Annotated in this window: 19 protein-coding genes; all 19 read right to left on the bottom strand. The window is 41.6% G+C overall.

What is annotated here, in order from left to right:
- Window positions 1-86: 86 nt before the first annotated feature.
- Window positions 87-1,067 carry an electron transfer flavoprotein subunit alpha/FixB family protein gene (locus tag AA980_RS03130; protein ID WP_024028309.1) on the bottom strand — a complete coding sequence of 327 codons (981 nt, stop codon included), beginning with the start codon at window positions 1,065-1,067 and terminating at the stop codon, window positions 87-89.
- Between the two features lie 11 nt (window positions 1,068-1,078).
- Complete coding sequence (locus AA980_RS03125) at window positions 1,079-1,801, bottom strand: electron transfer flavoprotein subunit beta/FixA family protein (protein ID WP_160310239.1); 723 nt, start codon at window positions 1,799-1,801, stop codon at window positions 1,079-1,081.
- A gap of 129 nt (window positions 1,802-1,930) precedes the next feature.
- On the bottom strand, window positions 1,931-2,776 hold the full coding sequence (locus AA980_RS03120) for an aspartate/glutamate racemase family protein (protein WP_024028307.1): 846 nt from the start codon (window positions 2,774-2,776) through the stop codon (window positions 1,931-1,933).
- Between the two features lie 35 nt (window positions 2,777-2,811).
- On the bottom strand, window positions 2,812-4,185 hold the full coding sequence (locus AA980_RS03115; protein WP_024028306.1) for an FAD-dependent oxidoreductase: 1,374 nt from the start codon (window positions 4,183-4,185) through the stop codon (window positions 2,812-2,814).
- Window positions 4,186-4,199: 14 nt separating this feature from the next.
- Window positions 4,200-4,637 carry a GlcG/HbpS family heme-binding protein gene (locus AA980_RS03110; protein ID WP_024028305.1) on the bottom strand — a complete coding sequence of 146 codons (438 nt, stop codon included), beginning with the start codon at window positions 4,635-4,637 and terminating at the stop codon, window positions 4,200-4,202.
- Between the two features lie 23 nt (window positions 4,638-4,660).
- Window positions 4,661-5,398 carry an SDR family NAD(P)-dependent oxidoreductase gene (locus AA980_RS03105; protein ID WP_235815145.1) on the bottom strand — a complete coding sequence of 246 codons (738 nt, stop codon included), beginning with the start codon at window positions 5,396-5,398 and terminating at the stop codon, window positions 4,661-4,663.
- A gap of 28 nt (window positions 5,399-5,426) precedes the next feature.
- Window positions 5,427-6,848: an FAD-binding protein gene (locus tag AA980_RS03100; RefSeq protein WP_024028303.1), complete on the bottom strand. Its 1,422-nt coding sequence runs from the start codon at window positions 6,846-6,848 to the stop codon at window positions 5,427-5,429.
- A 24-nt stretch (window positions 6,849-6,872) separates the two neighbouring features.
- Window positions 6,873-7,760 (bottom strand): isocitrate lyase/PEP mutase family protein, encoded by an 888-nt coding sequence (locus AA980_RS03095; RefSeq protein WP_024028302.1) that lies wholly within the window; start codon window positions 7,758-7,760, stop codon window positions 6,873-6,875.
- 58 nt (window positions 7,761-7,818) lie between these two features.
- On the bottom strand, window positions 7,819-8,679 hold the full coding sequence (locus AA980_RS03090) for an FAD synthetase family protein (protein ID WP_024028301.1): 861 nt from the start codon (window positions 8,677-8,679) through the stop codon (window positions 7,819-7,821).
- Window positions 8,680-8,741: 62 nt separating this feature from the next.
- On the bottom strand, window positions 8,742-9,911 hold the full coding sequence (locus AA980_RS03085; RefSeq protein ID WP_024028300.1) for an acyl-CoA dehydrogenase family protein: 1,170 nt from the start codon (window positions 9,909-9,911) through the stop codon (window positions 8,742-8,744).
- A gap of 14 nt (window positions 9,912-9,925) precedes the next feature.
- Window positions 9,926-11,431 (bottom strand): FAD-dependent tricarballylate dehydrogenase TcuA, encoded by a 1,506-nt coding sequence (gene tcuA / locus AA980_RS03080; RefSeq protein ID WP_024028299.1) that lies wholly within the window; start codon window positions 11,429-11,431, stop codon window positions 9,926-9,928.
- 64 nt (window positions 11,432-11,495) lie between these two features.
- A complete protein-coding gene (locus tag AA980_RS03075; protein WP_024028298.1) occupies window positions 11,496-12,449 on the bottom strand; it encodes a VOC family protein in 954 nt (317 codons plus the stop codon).
- A gap of 11 nt (window positions 12,450-12,460) precedes the next feature.
- Window positions 12,461-13,300: an alpha/beta fold hydrolase gene (locus AA980_RS03070; protein ID WP_024028297.1), complete on the bottom strand. Its 840-nt coding sequence runs from the start codon at window positions 13,298-13,300 to the stop codon at window positions 12,461-12,463.
- A 206-nt stretch (window positions 13,301-13,506) separates the two neighbouring features.
- Complete coding sequence (locus AA980_RS03065; RefSeq protein ID WP_160310238.1) at window positions 13,507-15,363, bottom strand: XylR N-terminal domain-containing protein; 1,857 nt, start codon at window positions 15,361-15,363, stop codon at window positions 13,507-13,509.
- Window positions 15,364-15,404: 41 nt separating this feature from the next.
- Entirely contained in the window at window positions 15,405-16,394 is a 990-nt protein-coding gene (locus AA980_RS03060) for a fumarylacetoacetate hydrolase family protein (protein ID WP_024028295.1), read from the bottom strand.
- An 89-nt stretch (window positions 16,395-16,483) separates the two neighbouring features.
- The gene (locus tag AA980_RS03055) at window positions 16,484-16,963 is read right to left on the bottom strand and encodes a flavin reductase family protein (RefSeq protein ID WP_024028294.1); all 480 of its coding nucleotides are present in this window, start codon (window positions 16,961-16,963) and stop codon (window positions 16,484-16,486) included.
- A 59-nt stretch (window positions 16,964-17,022) separates the two neighbouring features.
- Entirely contained in the window at window positions 17,023-17,976 is a 954-nt protein-coding gene (locus AA980_RS03050) for a VOC family protein (RefSeq protein WP_024028293.1), read from the bottom strand.
- Window positions 17,977-18,043: 67 nt separating this feature from the next.
- Complete coding sequence (locus tag AA980_RS03045; protein WP_024028292.1) at window positions 18,044-19,237, bottom strand: acyl-CoA dehydrogenase family protein; 1,194 nt, start codon at window positions 19,235-19,237, stop codon at window positions 18,044-18,046.
- 54 nt (window positions 19,238-19,291) lie between these two features.
- Window positions 19,292-19,945 (bottom strand): GntR family transcriptional regulator, encoded by a 654-nt coding sequence (locus AA980_RS03040; RefSeq protein WP_024028291.1) that lies wholly within the window; start codon window positions 19,943-19,945, stop codon window positions 19,292-19,294.
- Between the last annotated feature and the right edge of the window lie 124 nt (window positions 19,946-20,069).

Here is a 20,069-nt window from a genome sequence, read left to right as displayed (position 1 = left end):
TTGATAAAGTTGCAATAAACAAAGAAACCCATTATCTCTAGGGTTTCTTCATCTTGCATTTTGACAATGTACTTTGGATAGTATTTTTAAACAAGCACTTTTTTCAGTTTTTCCGTTAGAGCTGGGATCACTGTCATGTAATCAGCAACTAAGCCAATGTTAGCACGCTTAAAAATTGGAGCCTCTGCATCAGTGTTAATTGCCACAACAGTCTTTGCACTTGTAATGCCTGCCAGATGCTGACTTGCCCCGGAGATACCAACGGCAATATATAGGTCAGGAGCGACAACGGCACCAGTTTGCCCTACCTGCAGGTTAGAGGGAACCCATCCGGCGTCACAGGCAGCACGGGATGCACCCACAGTACCTCCAAGCAAATTGGCAAGGGTTTGCAGTTCACTAAATCCCTCAGGACCGCCAAGGCCGCGGCCGCCGGAAACAATAATCCGGGCATCCTCAAGCCGGATATCTGACAGGGCGGCCTGGATTTTCACAACGAGCTTCGTCACGATTTCCTCTTTTGAAACAGTATATTCAAAAGGAATGATTTCCCCGATGTGATTCTCAGTAAATTCAGTTATATCCTGACTCTTTTGGCGAATGCCCACTACCGCTTTAAGACGGGTTGTTTCGTATTCACCAAAGGCTTTCTCACCATAAATCGGGCGAATCCATGTCAGTTTTTCGTCATTAGTTTTGAAATCGACTACCTCCGTAATGGCCGATACGTGTAGGCGTGCGGCCAGGCGGCCAACCAAATCCTTCCCCATCCTATCAAACGAAACAACCATCATATCGGCATTCGTTTGTTGGAATACATCGTAAAGACAATTTACGTATAATTCTACATTGTATTCAGCGAGTAGCGGATTTTGCACATTATATGCAATGCTCGCTCCACAAGCAATGGCCTCTTTGGCACTTTGTTCAGAAGTGGTACCTAATAAGACAGCACGGACCTCTCCACCTATGGAACTAGCAACGCGGGAGCCAAATGCAAGTGCCTCCTTGCCGCCCGGTGTTAAGAAATCACCCTGTTGATGTGCAAAAACAAGAATATTGGCCATGTCGGCACCCCCTATAAAATCTTCAGTGCAACGAGTTTATCAGCCAGCTTGCCTGCAAGTTCATCACCATCATTGCCAGGCAATACCTCACAGTTCACTTCTGTATTCTGCACATAGGCTTTAACCAGTCTGGCTCCTGGTTGACTTCGTTCACTATCTAAATCAAGATCTTCACTTTCTAAAACTGTAATCGGCTTACTTCTAGCAAGTCTAATATCCTTGACCTTCAGTAGTCGCGGGACATTTGACTCAGCGCTGATAATAGTACAGACAGCCGGGGAAGGAACGCTTACCACGCTATACCCGCCTTCCGCCTCACATGAAGCCTTTACACGATCCCCATCTAATTCAAGCTCAGAGACAAGAGTTACACAGGGGATCTCAAGCTCTTCTGCCATTATAGGACCAACTAAGCCCTCCTCGATATCACTTGCTTGATATCCGGTCAAAACTAGCTCAGCTCCGCCAAGTTTCTTGATAGTTCGAGCCAGGATATGACCAACTGCCTGACCATCGAGATCTTCCCATTCTTCTTCCCACACTCGAACAGCAGCATTGGCTGTAAACGCAAGAGCCCGGCGCAGTATTTCCTCTGAGTCCTCATTTCCCAGACAAAGAGCTGTTACCGTAGCACCCGGTGTTTTATCCCGCAGTTGAATGGCGAGTTCAAGCGCATTTTCAGCGAAGGAATCCAGCACCATATCGGAATCGCTGACATTAGGTCGATATGTCACGGGATTTATCTCAAAATTACGTGGCGTGATTTCCGGGTCAAGAACATGTTTTAGACAAACAACAATATGCATTTCTGGTTCACCTCGGTCCTATGTTTATCTTAATCTAAAAAGTTTCGAATCTAAGAATTATTTTTCCAGAATTCTGGCAGACAGCCCTCGATCATTTTTGGGATCTGGATTCGGCTCAAGTCCATACATTTCTCTTAGTCTCGCAACTGCCTCAGCTGGTGGTTTTGCATTGAAATAGCCGCGTCTGGTCATATACACCCCGGACACTCTCCGCAAATCTGCCAGCGACTCGCACATTTTAATTCCCGCCCCAAAGGAATCGACAATCGGCACATCCCCAATTCTTGAAACTCCATGTGTAGCGAGGAAGACGTTCATCGGGCCTTCTCCAGGTACAATTACATCAGCCCCTTCGGAGATTGCCTTTTCAGCAGCCTTATTGAATGAGGCAATGACAGGCTCTGGATTATTAAATCCGGCTAATACTGCATCAAACCCGGCTTCCGTTTGAACAATAGGTCCAAGTTTGCCGCCAAGGCCATAACGAGCCGCATTTTGTCGGAGTTCGTCTGCAAGTGGTGCCAAGAAATTAACAACGCCAATACAGTCACCCAGCATAGAAGCCATATGGAAAGAGGCCTGCCCATACCCTACTATAGGAATATCCACCAGAGTTCGTGCCTCTAAGAGACCTACATCGGGAATTGTTGCGATGAACATCGCATCATAGCCTGCCGCTTCAGCCGTAAGAGCAGCCCGGACAAACTGTTCGCGGTGCAGGTTTTGCAAATAGGCATGAGTAATAAAAATGCCGGGATAATGTGTTGGATATGTCTCTTCTGACATTCCGTGTAATACTACCTCAACGTCAGGACGGGCAATCCTGTTTACATGGTTCATAATGGCATCACGATATTGCGGCACTCGATCAATCGTGGTAAGACTTTGATGCCAGATTTTCATCTCATGTGCCTCCTTTTAGTAATTTACTAGGTCAGTTAAATAATTACCTCGACTAAAGCAGATTGAACGGCAATCCGCCCAAAGACAGCAGCTTTCCCCAGCGAGCTGCCAGTCATATATCCGGCACCATGGAATCCACCGGTTATTTCACCAGCCGCATACAAACCAGGGATTGTCTCGCCATAAGGATTGATAACCTGCCCCGCAGCACTTACAGCGATACCGGCGTAGGTTGCCAGCATGGCAACTGTCGATTCAAATGCATAAAAAGGTGCTTTTTCAATCGGAGTCGGCTTACCATAATTATGTGTTAATGTCCTCCGGCCAAAGTCTTGTTCCTCTCCGTTTTGAATCCCTTGGTTGTATCTTGAAATGGTATCTTCTAGAACTTCCAGAGGAACATCTATGCAATCTGCCAATTCTTCTAATGTATCAACCACATATAGAAGGCGGCGGCGGCGCAGTAATTCAAAATCATAAAGCGGGTCGTCAAACACACTCTTGTCCATTACCGTTTGATCCCAAACTTGATAGCTGATTTGCTCCGGCTGCTCGAATGCCGCTTTACCCAAAAACTTATAGGAAATCGATTCGTTGACAAAACGTTTTCCAAGTTGATTCACGATAATTCCACCCTTGTAAAAAGCAAGCCCCTGTGATTTAACCGCGCCTGTTGCCGTTGGATGGAAACCGTATGTACCATTCAGGTATGGCAGGTCTTGCATCCAGGCACCATGCTCCCAAGCCATCATTAAACCGTCCCCATGATTGCCACCACCGGCAATCCGAAGTGCTCCTTTCAACTGGGGGGCAAATTGCTGCAGCAGATCCTCATTTTTTGCAAAACCGCCAGAAGCTAGAATTACTCCTTTTGAGGCTAGAACTGTCTGCTCCACACCATTAAAATCATATACAATCCGATTGATTCTTCCTTCATTGTTCTTCAATAAACGTTTGGCCGGTGCACAAAAACGAATAGATACGTTTGGAAAATTCTTCACCCTTCGATATAGTGACTGAATGGCTTGGTGTGGATCAATGATGTGCCCCCTTGGAACACTGTGGCCGCTTACTGCCTCCAGTGCACGGAATTCAATGCCATGTTCCACAAGCCATGAATAGGTCCCAAGCTGATAACATCCATAGGTATTGACCAATGAAAGATCATTCACGCCTCCGCCGACTTCAATCATGTCATCCAAAAGGGACTCAGTGGAATCAATAATCCCAGCCGCTTCCTGCATATCCGTTCCAGCAAAGGCCATATATCCTGAACTAAGCACCGTGCTGCCGCCAAGTTCATCCTGTTTCTCAAGCAGGAGAACATGTGCACCTAACTCACCAGCCTCAACTGACGCACACATCCCTGCTAATCCGCCGCCTAAAATTACTAAATCATAGGTTTCCATCAGTATTCCACCTCTTACTCTAATGTCTTTAGCACTTCTAAGGCCGCTTCGCATACCTGCATATCATGAGTATAGTGTCCACCACTTACTCCTACACCGCCAATGAGTTCGTTATCGATTTTAATTGGGTAACCACCGCCAAAAATGACTAATCTAGGTGTGTGGACAATACCATGTAATAATGGCGGATCATCTTTGAGTCTGTCGTACCATTCATGTGTCGCTCTATTATACGTAGCTGCTGAAAATGCTTTGTTTTGAGCAATCTCTAAACTTAGCACGGGTGCACCATCCATTGCAGCAAATGCTTTAATATTGCCCACCCGGTCGACAATGGCAATGCTGAATGGCATTCCTAGTTCTTCTCCCTTTACCAAGGCTGCTTCCAACATTTTTTGCGCTAATGAAAGACTAATATTTTTAGATTCAATTGCTGCTTTTAACTTTTCCATTTTTATATCCTCTTTTCATTTTGTTATAGATTCACTGGTCGTCCATTTCCAAATGCTTCAATCGCTGTGCCCGTGACGGCTTTCATCTTCGGCAGACATAAATCAACAATTACATTCGCAAGATCAATTGGTTGCAGCCAATTTTCTTTATCCACATCCGGTGCAAGCTCTTCCATCATTTTCGTATCTACTGGACCTGGGCAAACGGCATTTACTCGAATTTTGTCGGGCTTCAATTCTTCACCTAAGGCTTTTGAAAATCCAATTACTGCATATTTTGAAGCAATATAAGCACTTCTGTCAGGGCCGCCTTTTGTTCCCCAGATGGATGAAAGATTGATAATCACTCCATCTCTTTTTTCTTTCATTTGCGGGACTACTGCCCGGGCACATAAATACACCCCGCGAATATTTACCTCTTGAACAAAATCCCACTCTTCCACTGTTGTTTCATGAAACGGTTTCAGAAGCATCACACCGGCATTATTAATTAAGATATCGATCGAACCCAATTCTTCTTGTGTTTCTTGGACAGCCTTATTTACATCGTCTTCTTTGCGAACATCTCCCACGAGGGAGATGGCTTCCCCGCCAAGTTCTGTGGAAATATAGCTGGCTGTTTCTTCACTTTCCGTTTGTTTATTAGAAAAAACAGCGACTTTAGCTCCTTGCTTTGCCAATAGAATACAGGTTTCCCTGCCAATTCCTCTACCGCCCCCCGTAACAAAGGCTACCTTATCTTTTAATTCCAAATAGACCACCCCTTTCCTTGAAAACTATGATTGCCGTTTAAACCTCAAGCTTCGCTGAATCCGTTACATATGATACGGCATGTGTGCCGGCACGACGACCAAATACCAACCCTCTAAGTACAGAAGTTCCGCCGGGATATTTTCCGTAATAGAGACCAGCTGTTTCCCCTATTGCATATAATCCCGGGATAGCATCATCGTCTTGTGACAGGACCCGCCCGTTTGTATCAGTAGCTAATCCGCCATTTGTGAATACATTAGAGCAGACAATTGGATAGGCAATATACGGAGCCTTGTCAATTGGAATCGCCCAGTTTGATTTCGGCGGCGTAATACCAACAGCCTGTTTACCGTCCTTTTTATCCCACTTGAATTCTCCAGGCTGAACAGCAGCATTGTACTTATTAACAGTCGCAGTCAGCCGCTCTGCTGGAACGCCAATCTTTTCTGCCAGTTCTTCAAGCGTATCTGCAACAATAGCAGGTTTATCTGTCTCCACTGCCCGTTCATAATTTGGTATTTCATACATTTTTTGATCGCCGATCATATAGGCTACATGACCAGGAAGATCGTAGAAAATCTTACGGGCAACCTCTTCATATTGCTCGTCAATCGTCGTTTTCCCCTCATCCACGAAGCGACTGCCATTTTGATCGACCAAAATAAAATAAGGGAATGTCATAACAGCAGCCTCTTCCCGTTTACTTCTTGGATCAACCGGCTCGGCATGGAAGGAATCAAACTGGCCAGCCGTTTTGGCACCAATCTCCATTGCCATCCGAATCGCTTCACCCTTGTTGTATAAGCCGCCCTCCGCAACGGTCCGGATTTTATGGGCATCTCTGCCAATATATTGTGCCATCATTTCCTGGTTTCCTTGGAAGCCGCCGGCAGCTAGAACAACAGCTCCTACCTTTAATTGAAGTGATGTTCCACCTTTAACACGCACATTAAGCCCATTAACTGCCCCTTCTTCGTCAAGCAACAATTTCCATGCAGTAGCTTCGTAAATTATCTCTACACCAAGTCCGCTTGCACGGCGGGATAAAGTATCAACAATCGCACGCCCCCCGCCTACTGGCAGTAAACGCGGCCGTGATGCCGTTAAAAACATCGTTGGCAGGTAGTCGAATTCAACTCCTTTTTCCTCTACCCACCTTAAGGTGCTGCCAGCGTCCTTGGCGAGAGTTTCTATGTACTCTCGATCAGAATAGTAGTCTGAGAAAGCCAGCATGTCTTCTACAAAATTGTCAGCAACCTCATCGAGATTTTTCATCCGCATATAGGAGGCGGTCCATCTTGAATTTCCGCCTCTATGGTCATAATCAGCCCGTTCTAAGATAGCGATTTTAACGCTTTTATTTGCTTTTTTGGCTGATTCCGCCGCAGATAGTGCAGCTGAGGTTCCAGCTACCCCGCAGCCAATTACAACAATGTCATAATCTACTTCTCTACCCATATCAGTATCCTCCTCTAAAGTTATTTACCTATTTGGCAGTGTTTTATTTTCTGAGTACTTTTCCTCCCATGCAGTGATCTGATTGAGCTTAAAGAGTGATTGTCTTTCTTCCCACGTACAGATCAAATTGTAGACATTTTCTTGTGAACCCTCTGCTTTTAAAATTTTTAATGAATCAGTGATTCCTTTGATTGCTGAACGAAGAACGGTATTCGCACAAAGCATGATTTTAAAACCGATTTCTTCAGCTTCGTTTAAAGAAATGAGCGGGGTTTTGCCGCCTTCTACAAGGTTAATAACTTGGGGAATCCCTTTTAAAGAACTAGTAATTTGCTTCAATTGTTCAATAGTTGTAGGTGCTTCCACAAAAATAATATCGGCTCCAGCCTCTTTATAGGCATGTGCTCGGTCTAAAGCATCTTCCATACCATTAACAGCTAAGGCATCTGTGCGAGCGATGATGGCTAGATTTTCGTCATGTCTCGTGTCCACTGCAGCTTTGATTTTTCCCACCATTTCACCTTTGGAAACCACATCTTTTCCATTAAAATGACCACATTTCTTTGGTGAAACTTGGTCTTCCATTTGAATCGCTGCCACTCCAGCCCGTTCAAATTCGCGGACGGTGCGCATTACATTTATGGCATTGCCAAATCCTGTATCACCATCCACTACAATCGGAATCGTCGTGACATCTGCCATTCGTGCAACGATATCTACCACTTCTTTTAAGGAAGTCAGGCCAACATCGGCCCATCCTAATTGGGCATTAGATATTCCAGCGCCCGTGGCGTAAATCGCATTAAAGCCAATTTCTTCTATTAATCTAGCAGTCATAGCATCATAAGCCCCAGGCAAGATAAAGGAACCTGATTCTCTAATTAGCTTTTGGAACTCATTTGTCGTATACACCACTTACAGTCCCCTTTTATAAAAAAATTGATTTGTCATTCTATTATTTTCAACCGCTCTAAACGAAACTGAATTTTGAAGAGTGGATCCACTTATTTTCATTGATTGAATCTTTCACATCTTCTAAGATCCGTTGGTTCCAAGTAATAAACACATCTGCATCACTTTTTGTGACTTTATCCGAAATAATTGGAAGCGGAATCAGTTCTTTTTCTCCCGTAACAATCACTTCCATTTCCTGTGATTGATATCCTTCATCTAACGTAACAGCATATCTCCCGGGAGCAGGTAATGTATTGTAAGGCTTAACCTTTAAAGCGCCGCCATCCCATGTGCAGCTAATCCTATAGGGTCGGCCTAAAAAGGCAGGTAAATCTTCAACATGCCCATTTGACAATTTTTCACGGATGCAGGTTGAACTAATTTTCTCCCCGCAGCATTCAACTTTATTAACTTTCGTTACTTCGAGGATTCCTCCTGAATCACTTTTCAATCTTTCCATATTCCCCGCGCCGCGAAAGCCATAAGTATAATCAAAACCTGCAACTGCATGGACTACACCGAAATTGATTAGGTATTTAGCGGCAAACATTTCTGGTGACAACGACGAGAATTTCCGATCGAATTCAACTATATAAAAGGTATCGACACCAAATTCGCAAAAAAGTTTCTCTTTATCTGAAAGCGGCATCAAATAATCTACCTTTGTTTTTCCATTCGATAACACTGTTTTTGGATGTGGAAAGAAACTCATAACAGTTAAGGGTAAATTTTTTTCTTTGGCTATCTGAAGAGCTGTCTGAATTACTTCAATGTGTCCTTTATGAATGCCATCGAAAAATCCAAGCGCCATGACACTCTGTTTTGCCTTGTGCTGCCAGTATGGCAGATTTCCGGGATTCAAATAAATCGTTTCCATACAGCTGCCTCCTTTAATCCATTTATGCTTCAATCGTAATATTATTTTCCTGCCGGATTCTATTACCCATTAATCGATACATCAAAGCCAAATTGTGTTTTTCCAAATGCTTCAACCGAGTCTTCGTAAAGATTGGATCGATGTGTACACACTGCTAAAAGATCGCGTACGAACATTTCAATCGGATCTCCTTTAAACATTGAGAATCCGCCAAGTGTCAATAACACTTTCACAGCAATGTCAGTTACGTTCTTCGTAATTTTTGATCTTATCGCAGCGAATTCACCACGTTTATCTTCTTTTCCCATTTCATAGTTTTCCAATAAAGTAATATATTTATCTAAAAGACCTTCTGATTCGTAATATTTAATCGTTAATTCAGCCAATACGCCTTGATGCCGGGAATCTTTCGCGGAATTCCCTCCCATACGTACCCGATTTTCTGTTCGGTTCTTAAATTCCTGAAGTAAACGCTCCGCACCACCCAGCGCTACCATTGGGAAACCAACACAAAAGGAAGAGAAAAATGGAACATCATATAGTGGATAGTCTTTATCATAACCCTGTGGTGGTCTGCCAGTACGATCCGCATGCGTAAGCCGTATGAGGTGATGTTTGGGCACATAAACATTATCAACAATTACCTGATTGCTTCCCGTACCTCTAAGTCCTAAGGTATCCCAATTCTCGACTATTTGTACAACTGATATTGGTAATGTCAGCATGCATAGTTCAGGCTCCTCACTATCCAACTTCAATTTCACTGCAAGGGACACCCAGTCACTATATAAAATACCGCTTACAAAACTATACTTACCAGTGATTCGAAAACCATCACCATCTTTTTCTACTTTTCCGATTGGAGCAAAAATATCTGCGATTAATCCGCCCTGATTCATCACTTCTTCTGCTCCCTCTTTCGTCATAAAAGCTACCAAACTATTATGAATGGAATAAAGAAAGGTTAACCAAGCAGCAGAGGTATTATATTTTCCAACGGTGCGGATAATCTGGGAATACTCTCTTAAATTTACTTGAGGCTCTCCGTATTTTTTCGGCAGTAACAACTTGGATAATCGAGCCTCTTTCATCGCATCAATGACATTTTTTGAAACTGTTTTGTTTTGATCTGCTTCTAGCGCTTCCGATTCTGCAATTTTCCCAACCTTTTCGGCCCCTTTTAATAACAAGCTCAACTCGGCTTTGTTTTCATCCAATATATTGCTTACCATTTTTAGCACCCCTTTTATAGAATCTCCTTTTTTTCTTTTACTTGATGGCTATATCGTGAAGCATTTTCACCAGCAATTTTTCCAAAAACAGAGCCTGCCATTAAGCCGGCACCTCCAGGATAGTTAAAATAGAATAATCCGCCAACGAGTTCTCCTGCAGCGTACAATCCTGGAATGGGCTGATACAGCACGTCTTGTACTTCAGCCTTTGTATTCGTTTTTAAGCCTCCAAAGGTAAAAGTAATCCCACATGTAACGGCATATGCTTCGAATGGGCCTTCATCCAAGGTATTGGCCCAGTTAGATTTCTTGACCGCTAATCCTTCTGTACACCGTCCATCTTTTTCATTCGGGTTGAAGGGGATATTTTTAGTGACAGCCTCATTGTATTCCTTTACCGTCCGTAAAAATTCTTCATTATCAACACCTTCAAGTTTCTCTGCCAATTCTTTCAATGTTTTTGCCTTCACTTTAGTTACCTGTTTGCCTCGATATTCTTCCCGTAATAGACCGGACACCTTTTGATCGAATATCTGCCAGGCAAATTGGCCAGGCTGTTCAAGAATCAGCTTGCCGTATTTTGCATACGTATAGTTTCGAAAGTCTGCTCCTTCATCAACAAACCGTTTGCCCTCTGAGTTTACGATAATGCCAAATGGATAGCTTAGCCTTTGAAAGCCTTCTGTGAATTCCGGCAGGTAACGGTCTCCGCCTACCGAGTGGCATCCTGACCAGTTTCCACAGGCAATCGCACCAATATTTAATGCCATTTGAATCCCCTCACCCGTGTTATAACGGCTGCCTCTAGCATGAGCTAAATCCCATTTCGGACCTAAATAACGGGTCCGCATTTCTGGATTGGCATGAAAGCCCCCAGAAGCTAAGATCACTGCTTTGGCACGGACTTCTGTCGTCTTTCTATTATGTTTAAAAATAACTCCATGAACCCCATCGTCATCATGAATCAGTTCGGTTGCCATGGCATCGAATAATACGTGCACACCTAGTCTTGCTGCTTCCTCATGCAGTGAGTCGACTAAACCTGGACCGCCACCGACCGATTCGGCAATCATTCCGCCCCAAAATTTGAATTTACCATCCACTTTAAAGGCTTGGCGCCCATAAATAGGCACAAATCTCACCTTATGGGACACAAGCCATTTCATCGTTTCAAAACTATTACCGGTTAGGAGTGACGCGAGCTCTGGATCGGTACGGTATTCTGTCATACGGCACATATCATGAAAGAATTCCTCTTCCGTGTAGGATCCGAAGTCTGTGATTGCAAAATCTTCCGCTGTTAGGTCAGGCATGATTTGTTTTAAATCATTATTGCCGTCATAGGCAAACCGGATTGAACCATGTGTGTAAGTGCTGTTTCCACCTTTTTCTGCTTCTGGTGCCTTTTCTAATACCATGACTGATGCGCCATTTTCACGTGCGGAAATAGCAGCACACATCGCAGCATTTCCTGCTCCAACGACCACAATGTCTGTTTCATACTTTCTAATGTCAGTCACAGACCTCTTCCTTTCTTTTTAAATAAGCTGACTCAATTTGGTGGTGTTGAGTCAGCACATTATTTTAAGCTTCAATGGTTGGTTTATTCATTTCCTTATCCATCACAGAATCGCCCCAATAGGTGTTGCCGATCGAGTGATCTTCCTCGGTCCATTCAACAGGCTCCCAGTCTGGTTCTAAGATTAAGTAGGATCCGCTGAACAATTCAACACGGCAGCCGCTTCCCGGATCGATCACATAAAGATAAAATGCTTGGGAAACGCCATGCTTTCCCGGTCCGATAAAATGGATTCCGTTTTCTTTCAATATATCTGCAGCTCTTAGAATATCTTGAGCATTGTCTAACCAGTAAGAAATATGGTGGAGCTGGTTTGGTGTTTTTGCCTGTGGACGTGTAATGACTGCAATATCATGAACTAGAGGAGTCACACTCATCCAGCCGGCAACAATTTTTTCATTTTGATACTTCACATACTCACGCAGTTTAAAGCCTAATTGCTTTCCTAAGTAATCAAGTATTTCCCCAACATCCATAGAAGTGGCAATATTTACATGGTCAAATCTCCTTGGGGAGCAGCCGCGTGCCCATGCTTTGTAGGTTTGATTTTTCAAAACCGACCGTCTTTTTTCATCTGCTTTCGGTTTTTCCACATCGTAATAGATTTCAAAAGAATGCAGGCTTGGCAATTTAAAACGGATCGCCCTTCCATGCCCTGTTTCTTCACCTGCTTCAATCCATTTGACTTCTGTCCCTGCTTTTTTGAGCAGTTTAGCAAAACCTTCGACATCTTCAGGACGCTTGGTTCTCCATGCAATATGATCAACATAGCCGCGGTCTCCTGCCGTTAACGAAAGGGTGTGATGTTCAAAGTCTCCCCATGCCCGTAGATAATAGGTTCCATTTACTTCTTCTGTTACTTCCAATCCTATTACATCCCTGAAGAACCATAGTGATTTTTCAAGATCTGGTGTGACAAGTGCTACGTGTCCAAGTTTTGCAATCTCTGGCAACGACATTTTTTTACCTCCTAGAGTTTACTTGAAAAATAACTTTGAATTAAATGATTAAAGCTTTCCTGCTGCTCAATTTGCGTCCAATGACCGGTTTGTCCATAAACATGCAGCTGAACATTTGGCAGGTAGGACAAGAGGTAGTAGCTGGACTCAACAGAGCAAACCATATCATCACGGCCATGTACGAGTAACACTGGGTGCTGGATTCGCTTTAGGGCGGTTACAGGTACTGGTACAGGAGTGGTTGCAAAAATAGATTCATTGGAAAGATTGATTTCCGGACGCATGGCTGTCTCATAACGAGTTTCTGCAAGTGCGTCTATTTCAGGCGCTAGCTTTTCGGCATCGTAGACAAACCAGCTCATTATTTGACGCATTTTCTTTTCGGATGGATTATCATAAAATCCTTTGGCTCGAGCAAGCTCCGTACTAAGTTTCGTATTTGGTGTTCCCCCAGGTCCCATTAGAACCACTTTCCCAAAGCGTTCTGGATGTTCCAGGAGCAGTTCAAGTGCAACGGAACAGCCTAACGAATTTCCAACAACATGGGCTTTTTGAATCCCCAGTTCATCAAGCAGTTCAATCAACTGATTGACCCAATGATCCATCCATCCCTGTCTGTTCTTTGGAAGTGGATTAGGGTGACTGCTATTACCAAAGCCGAGCAGATCAGGTGCAAGACAATCATATTCCTCACTGCAGGCAGCCAAGGCATAACGCCAATTGGCCCATGCGAACACACCAGGTCCAGAACCATGTAAAAATAAAATGACTTCAGAATTTCCTTCACCAGTTCGATTTAAATACGTTTCAAAGTTATTCGTTTTCATTAATTTTTGCGTAATATTTGCCATCCTAGATTTGTTCCTCCTTATTCCCGAAAATCGAAAGCAATTCCATTTACTTTCTAATAAAACTTTAACTTGTTTTAATTTTAGAAAATTCAATATTTTGTTTCTAGAGATAAAACTATTCAATTCCCACTACTTTTTCGGTAATTTTTATTGGTTTTGCCCCAGAACAAAGAAAAAACAATCCTAAGGCTAGGACTGCTTTTTTTCTATATCACCAGCTCTCCCAAAGCCAGCAATGAATCAAGTATGAGTAAAAGCTGATAACTTTGTGAAGAATCCCGCAGATTTTTATTGATTAACGTTTCAATTTTATTAATCCGATACATAAGTCCACTCATAGACAAAGAAAGGTCATCCATGGTTTGCTGGAGTTTTCCACCATTCGCCAAAAAAACATATAGTGTTTTGATTAACTCTTTTTGTTTTGCGTCTTTCTGCTGATAGAGCGGTCCTAATTCTTGTTTGGCAATTTTTTTGATACCGCTGACATTTTTTGAATTAATTAGGACCCCAACAATTCCTAAATCCTTAAAACTGATTATTTTCTTTTCAGTCGCCATCCTCAATGCTATTAAAGATTCTTCTAGGTAATCTACTATACACTCAATTTCTTCCGATTTATCACTGATGCCGATTTTATATCGGTAGGAAGGATAAGTAGTTTCTACATGTTTTAAAATTTTTCCCATTTTCGGAAGGAGATTATTCATTTCAGGAATCAGCATAATAATTTGACCCTCATACAGGCCAATTAACACTTTATCTCCTTGGATATCAAGATATTTTGCGATGGTTTCTAGTACCTGATCATAGTGATCAATCTGATTTTTGGCTACCTTTCCTCTCTCTTGAAAGTTAATTGCAGCAATATAAAATGGTTTTTCCAGTTCAAATCCCATATACCGACCGCGGTTGATGATTTCCTCTTTAGAAGAATATTGTCCTTTAATAATTTGCTCTAAAAAATACCCTTTCATTTTTTCTAATGCCTCAAAGCTGGTTTTTTCATTCAAAAGGTATAAGGAAGCGGCATTGGCAAACCGCTCGATAAACATAATATTATTCTCCATGTTTTTCACTGTATTCTTTTTATAAAGGAAGGTGCAATAGCCAATTACCTTTCTTTGAACAATGATTGGTGTAATAAGACGTTCTTGATTTTCTGTTCTCAATTTAGTGGTCTCATTAAATAGTGGCAGGATGTTGTTATTTCTCCTGTTTTTTCGAATTAGGCTCTGTTTCAATTCATGATTAAGCCGAAAATACTCTTCTTCGTCCATTCCTGAGAAAACTATTTTTTGAAAACTCAAGTCCTCTATCGATATTGGAATTCTAAATAATTTAAAGGTGGTATCAGCAATATCCTGCAAATTGCTCCCATTCGATACACTTTCCGTTAATTTCTTATGAAATTTTGAAACCTTTTCGATATAATTTCGCTGCTCTAATATTTGCTCGTAGGTATACTCTAATTCTTCAATGATGTTGGTTTCTTGATAAAATGCTAACTCACTGTTAATTGAACTTCCCCAATCCTCCTGAAGCCTTGCCTCGAAACAACATTCAGCGTCCCCTTTAGCAATGCAGCTAATTTCCTTTACAATGACGCTCCTCTTGCAAACTGTTGTCATATAACCGCTTGCATAACCTGTCAACGTATGGCAAACCGGAATGTCAGATGTACCATGATGTTTAAGGTGCTCAGTTGCTTCAAATGAGTCAATCCACTTTCCTTTTCCAAGAATCGATTTAATCGTTTCTGAATCACTCATTTCAATAATTCTTTCGGACTTTATGTCTTTAATTTGACCTGACCTTAAATGAAGGATGGATGCCTGATTTAGGAGATCTTCTATAGAGGAAATAGTTTTCATCGCTTCATCCGCATCAGTAACACCTAAGCTCCAACCGTAGCGGAGGAGAAATCCTTTTGCTCGCTTTGTTCCTAAATTTTCGATGATTCCTTTTCGCAAAATTCCAAAAGCACTAGTAGTCGTTAGAATTTTTTTATTGCCATTATCTGGGCTGCCTGTTTCCAATATATTTGCTAGATTACTATTCATAATCTCACCCATTCCTTAAATTTCCAGTGTAAATATAGGGTCTATTTGGAATCAATCAGACTTTTTTCTTTATTCATGACTATTTTGTTCATTTGTTCTCCCAAATCTATTACACCATCTGCACTTTTAATTTCGCAGCGAATGGTATCGCCATCCTTTAAATATTTTCCACTTCTTAATTGATTCTCTACCAGTAGATCTAGTTTCTGTTGATAGGGTATGGATAGGTTTGCCATTAGCTCATTTACTTCGCGAGTAAGGTTTAATGCCACTCCGCCGCCAGTTCCCGTTACAATCAAATCCCCAGGAGATAAATCCATCACTTCTGAAAGCTCCGATAACGTCTCGGCTGGTTTATAAAGCAGCTGGCTAGAGTTGGCAGATTGCCTTAGTTCATCATTCACCCATAGATTAAGCTCTAGGTCATGTATGAATGGCAGTTCTTCCTTATCGAGCAGGTAAAGATAAGGACCTGTTGGACAAAAAGTCCGGTAGCTCTTTCCCTTTAACCATTGACCTTGAGGAAGTTGAACATCCCGTGCAGAAACATCATTCACAATTACTAAACCGGCAATATATTGATGAAGATTTTCATTAGATACTTCTACAGCTTCCGAAATATTTGCTCCAATCACAAGTCCGAGTTCTAATTCATAATCCAGTAATTTTACATGGGGAGGTCTCTTGATTTCACTGTATGCCCCAGATAGTGAACTATCAGCTTTGCTAAATATCATGTTATATGGAGGTCTGGATGCTTCCATTCCTGTCTCGGACCGATGCGTGGAATAGTTAACCCCCTGACAAATAATTCTTGCCGGCTTTGTTACCGGACTTAATATAGTCACTTCATTAAACGGAATGGTTTCAACATTTACCTTTGCTTGAATCGATTTTGCTTCATCTATTCCTTTTTCCAAAAATTCAGCTAAACTCGCATATGTATTTTCAAGAATAAGTAATTCCTCTCCCGATAGAACACCCCATTGTTCTTGGTTTTCTTTTTCAAATCTAACAACTTTGATTCCCATTTTGGCACCTCCAGATTTTTTTTACACTAAAGACTCCTAACCGTAAGAAAAGGAGTCTTTAGCTATTATTAAGTTACAAATGATATTACTTACATAGTAACTGCCTTTTCTTCCGCAAGTGCTCGGTACCGTCCACTGTAAAAAATCAGTGGTTCTGCATCTTCTAGGTGAATATCGGTAACTTTGCCGATAAAAAGTGTATGGTCGCCTTCTACATGTTCCGCTGAAACCTCACAGGCAATTTGTGCGACAGCACCAGCCAAAACTGGCTTTCCATCAAGACGATCAAATGCCACTTCACGAGGTTCTTTTATCTGTCCCGCAAAAATCATCGATAGTTCTTGTTGATCTGAAGCAAGTATATTTACTGAAAATGTGTTACTTTGTTTAATTTTTTCAAGAATACGAGCATTTTCACCAATAGAAATGACAACTAGCTTTGGACTAAGTGAAACAGACATGAAGGCATTAGCTGTCATTCCATGCAAATCACCTTCCACATCTGTAACAATAACGGTTACACCTGTTGCAAATTTCCCCATCGCTGTGCGAAATTGACGATCATCCATTTTTTGTTCCCCTTTCTGTTTTTATAATATGTCAAAATTCTACTATTCTTTTAAATCTATTATGCCTCAATTGTTGGATTGTTCTCTGGAAGCGTATCCATTTGATCGCCCCAGAAAGTGAAACCGATATCCATTTCATCTACGGTCCACTCAATTGGTTCCCAATCAGGTTCAAAGATTAAATATCCATTTGTGAATAATTCCACGCGCAGTCCGCTTCCTGGATCAATCGCATAAATATACATTGCTTGAGAAATACCGTGTTTACCAGGTCCTTTGAAGAAAATTCCATGTTCTTTTAAAATATCTGCAGCTCTAAGAAGGTCTTGGGCATTATCCAACCAGTAAGATATGTGGTGAATTTGATGTGTAGTTGGCGCGAATGGGTCATGGCTGACGGCGATATCATGTACTAGAGGTGTAACACTTAACCAGGCGCCGACTAAAGATTCATCAGGTGCTTTTACATATTCACGCATTTTAAAACCTAATTTTTCTTGAAGATAATCTGAAATGACATTTGCTTTCAATGATGTTAGAAGGTTGACATGATCAATTCTTCTTGGTGAAGCACCGCGTGCCCAGGATCTATAGGTCTGATTTTTTAATACAGAACGTCTAGAAGGATCAGCTAATGTTTTGTCCATATCATAATAAATTTCAAAGCGATGCTCACTAGGTAATTGAAAACGAATCGCTCTTCCTTGCCCTGCTTCCTCTCCAGCTTCAACCCAGGTTACATCAGTACCTGCTTCTTGAAGGAGTTTAGCAAAACCTTCAACATCTTCAGGGTGTTTTGCCCGCCAGGCGATATGATCAAGATGTGGTTTTTCGCCAGCTTTTACGGAAAGGGTATGGTGTTCGAAATCTCCCCAAGCGCGTAAATAATGAGTGCCATCTACTACTTCTGTTTCCTCTAAACCAATCACTTCTTTAAAAAACCAAAGTGACCTTTCAAGATCTGTCGTAACTAAAGCAACATGCCCTAACTTTGCGATTTCAGGTAAACTCATCCAAATTGCCTCCCTTTATTTTTGAATAATTTGAGAACTATCGACAAACTTAGTTAATTTTAAACAATTAAACAAAATAAGTATTCGGTTCCTGCCCACAAAGGACTCTTCCGTACGTTTCTATCAAACTTGAAGGTGTGATGAAACCGTGTAAATGCATCGTTAGGAAATCTCGATAGACTCTTTGAAGTGAGTTTGTATCATAGGTGAACATCGAGCCGACGCCAGCTACTAAGAGATCAATTGCTTCTTTACATAATTGATTAACATAACCAAAATCAGCTTTCACTTTAATAATTTCGGCCGTATCCATTACCTCACCTCGTTCAGCATATGCGTCGATTTTGTCGACAGCTCGATATAGATGAAGCTCTGCGGAGTCAATTTTAAGTTGTGCTTGTGCTACCTGGTGGTGTGTTACAGCTGCTTCGCTTTGTTTTCTATAGAAAGTATTTCCGATACCTGCCTTTGGGAGTCTTTCCATATATAAATCCATTGCCGCCTGAGCGAGTCCTAATGCAGGTGCAACAATTGACAATGTAAGCGACGGTACAAAGGAAGAACGATACAATGCAACATCTTTTAACGGCTCAATTAAATAGTGGCCTTTGCTTGCCAAGCGGTCCAAAGATACATGGTGATCAGGGACAAAGACATTATTAATTTTGCAGCTATTACTGCCTGAACCCTTTAACCCCATTACATACCAGTCGTCAAGAACTTCTAATTCGTCACGTGGAATTACCATAATCGCCATTTCTATGCCGCCGTTATCATCTTCAATTGGAAAACCAAAGTAACACCAATCAGCATGCGGGCTTCCTGAAACAAACGGCCACTGTGCATCCTCAATATAATATCCGCCGTCAACTTTCTTGATATCACACTTAATAGGTTTAAAGTTCCCAGCTAAAACGACATTTTCTCCCGGTTTGTAAATTTCATTTAATGCTTTCTCACCAAAAGTGTACGAAATCATATAATCTCTAATATTACTAAGTGCGACAAACCAGCCTGCAGACCCATTGCCACGGGCAATTTCGGTTACAACCTCTGTATAGGTGCGCATATTTGTCTGATAACCGCCAAAAAGATAGGGGCGTAAAACTTTTAATGTACCTTCTTTTTGCAGATCCTCAATAATGGTCTTAGGTAATGTATTCGTTTTTTCTATTTCTTCACTATATTCCCGTAATTTCGGGATTAGAGACCGGGCCTTATCCACCAATTCTCTTTTCGTTTCCAGCACACCCTGTTCCATAAAAATTACCTCCAGCAAATTGGATTTTTTCCTTCTTCTTCTGCATGGCCATGATTAGTTAAACACTCGCTGTTTTATTTCTATGTTCTGATATTTTTCCCCTACTAATTGAGACACCCGGCGCATATGCTTTTCCATTAGTCTTTTTGCCATCTTACTGTCTTTTTCTTTCAGACTATAATATATAACCCAGTGCTCTGTTTGAGATTGTTTTCTCCGTTCAATGGTGAATATGTCATCTGGATTCCCAACAAAATTCAAGTAATCCCAAAGCTGATTTGCTAAATTAAACGTGTAGGTTAACTTGGAAGCTCGATAAATAGTCCGGTGAAAATCAATATTGAGGCTGGAATAATCATCGACTGACAGCTTTGGATTATCCATTTTCTTTAAGGTTGCTTCCATATTATGAAAGTCTTCATCAGTCAAATGTAAGGCTGCTTGCTCCGTCATCAATGCATCAAGATTCGCACAAACCAATAAGCGCTCGATAACTTCATTTGGATCTGGTCTTTTAACATATACCCCAACTTGCGGAATAATGGTAAGAAACCCTTCTTGCTCAAGCTTCGATAATGCCTTGTGGATTGGCGTTCTGCTAATATTTAATATTTCAGATAGTTCATTCACATTGATAGCTGCTTCCGGTTCCCAATTGCCCTCAATAATTTGTCTTTTAATATAACGATAAGCCTTATCTATTTTCATGTTCATACACCTTCGATTCTCTAGTATTCTTGTTTTATTCCTATATTATGGCAGTCCGTTGGTTAAAGCCAACCAAATCGATAATCTTCTGCCATATTTTTTAGGGAATCAACGGTGTATTTAG

Origin of the sequence: Neobacillus vireti (assembly GCF_001026695.1) — a bacterium.
Classification (GTDB): Bacteria; Bacillota; Bacilli; order Bacillales; family Cytobacillaceae; genus Neobacillus; species Neobacillus vireti.
This window is presented reverse-complemented; position numbering and strand designations above follow the sequence as displayed.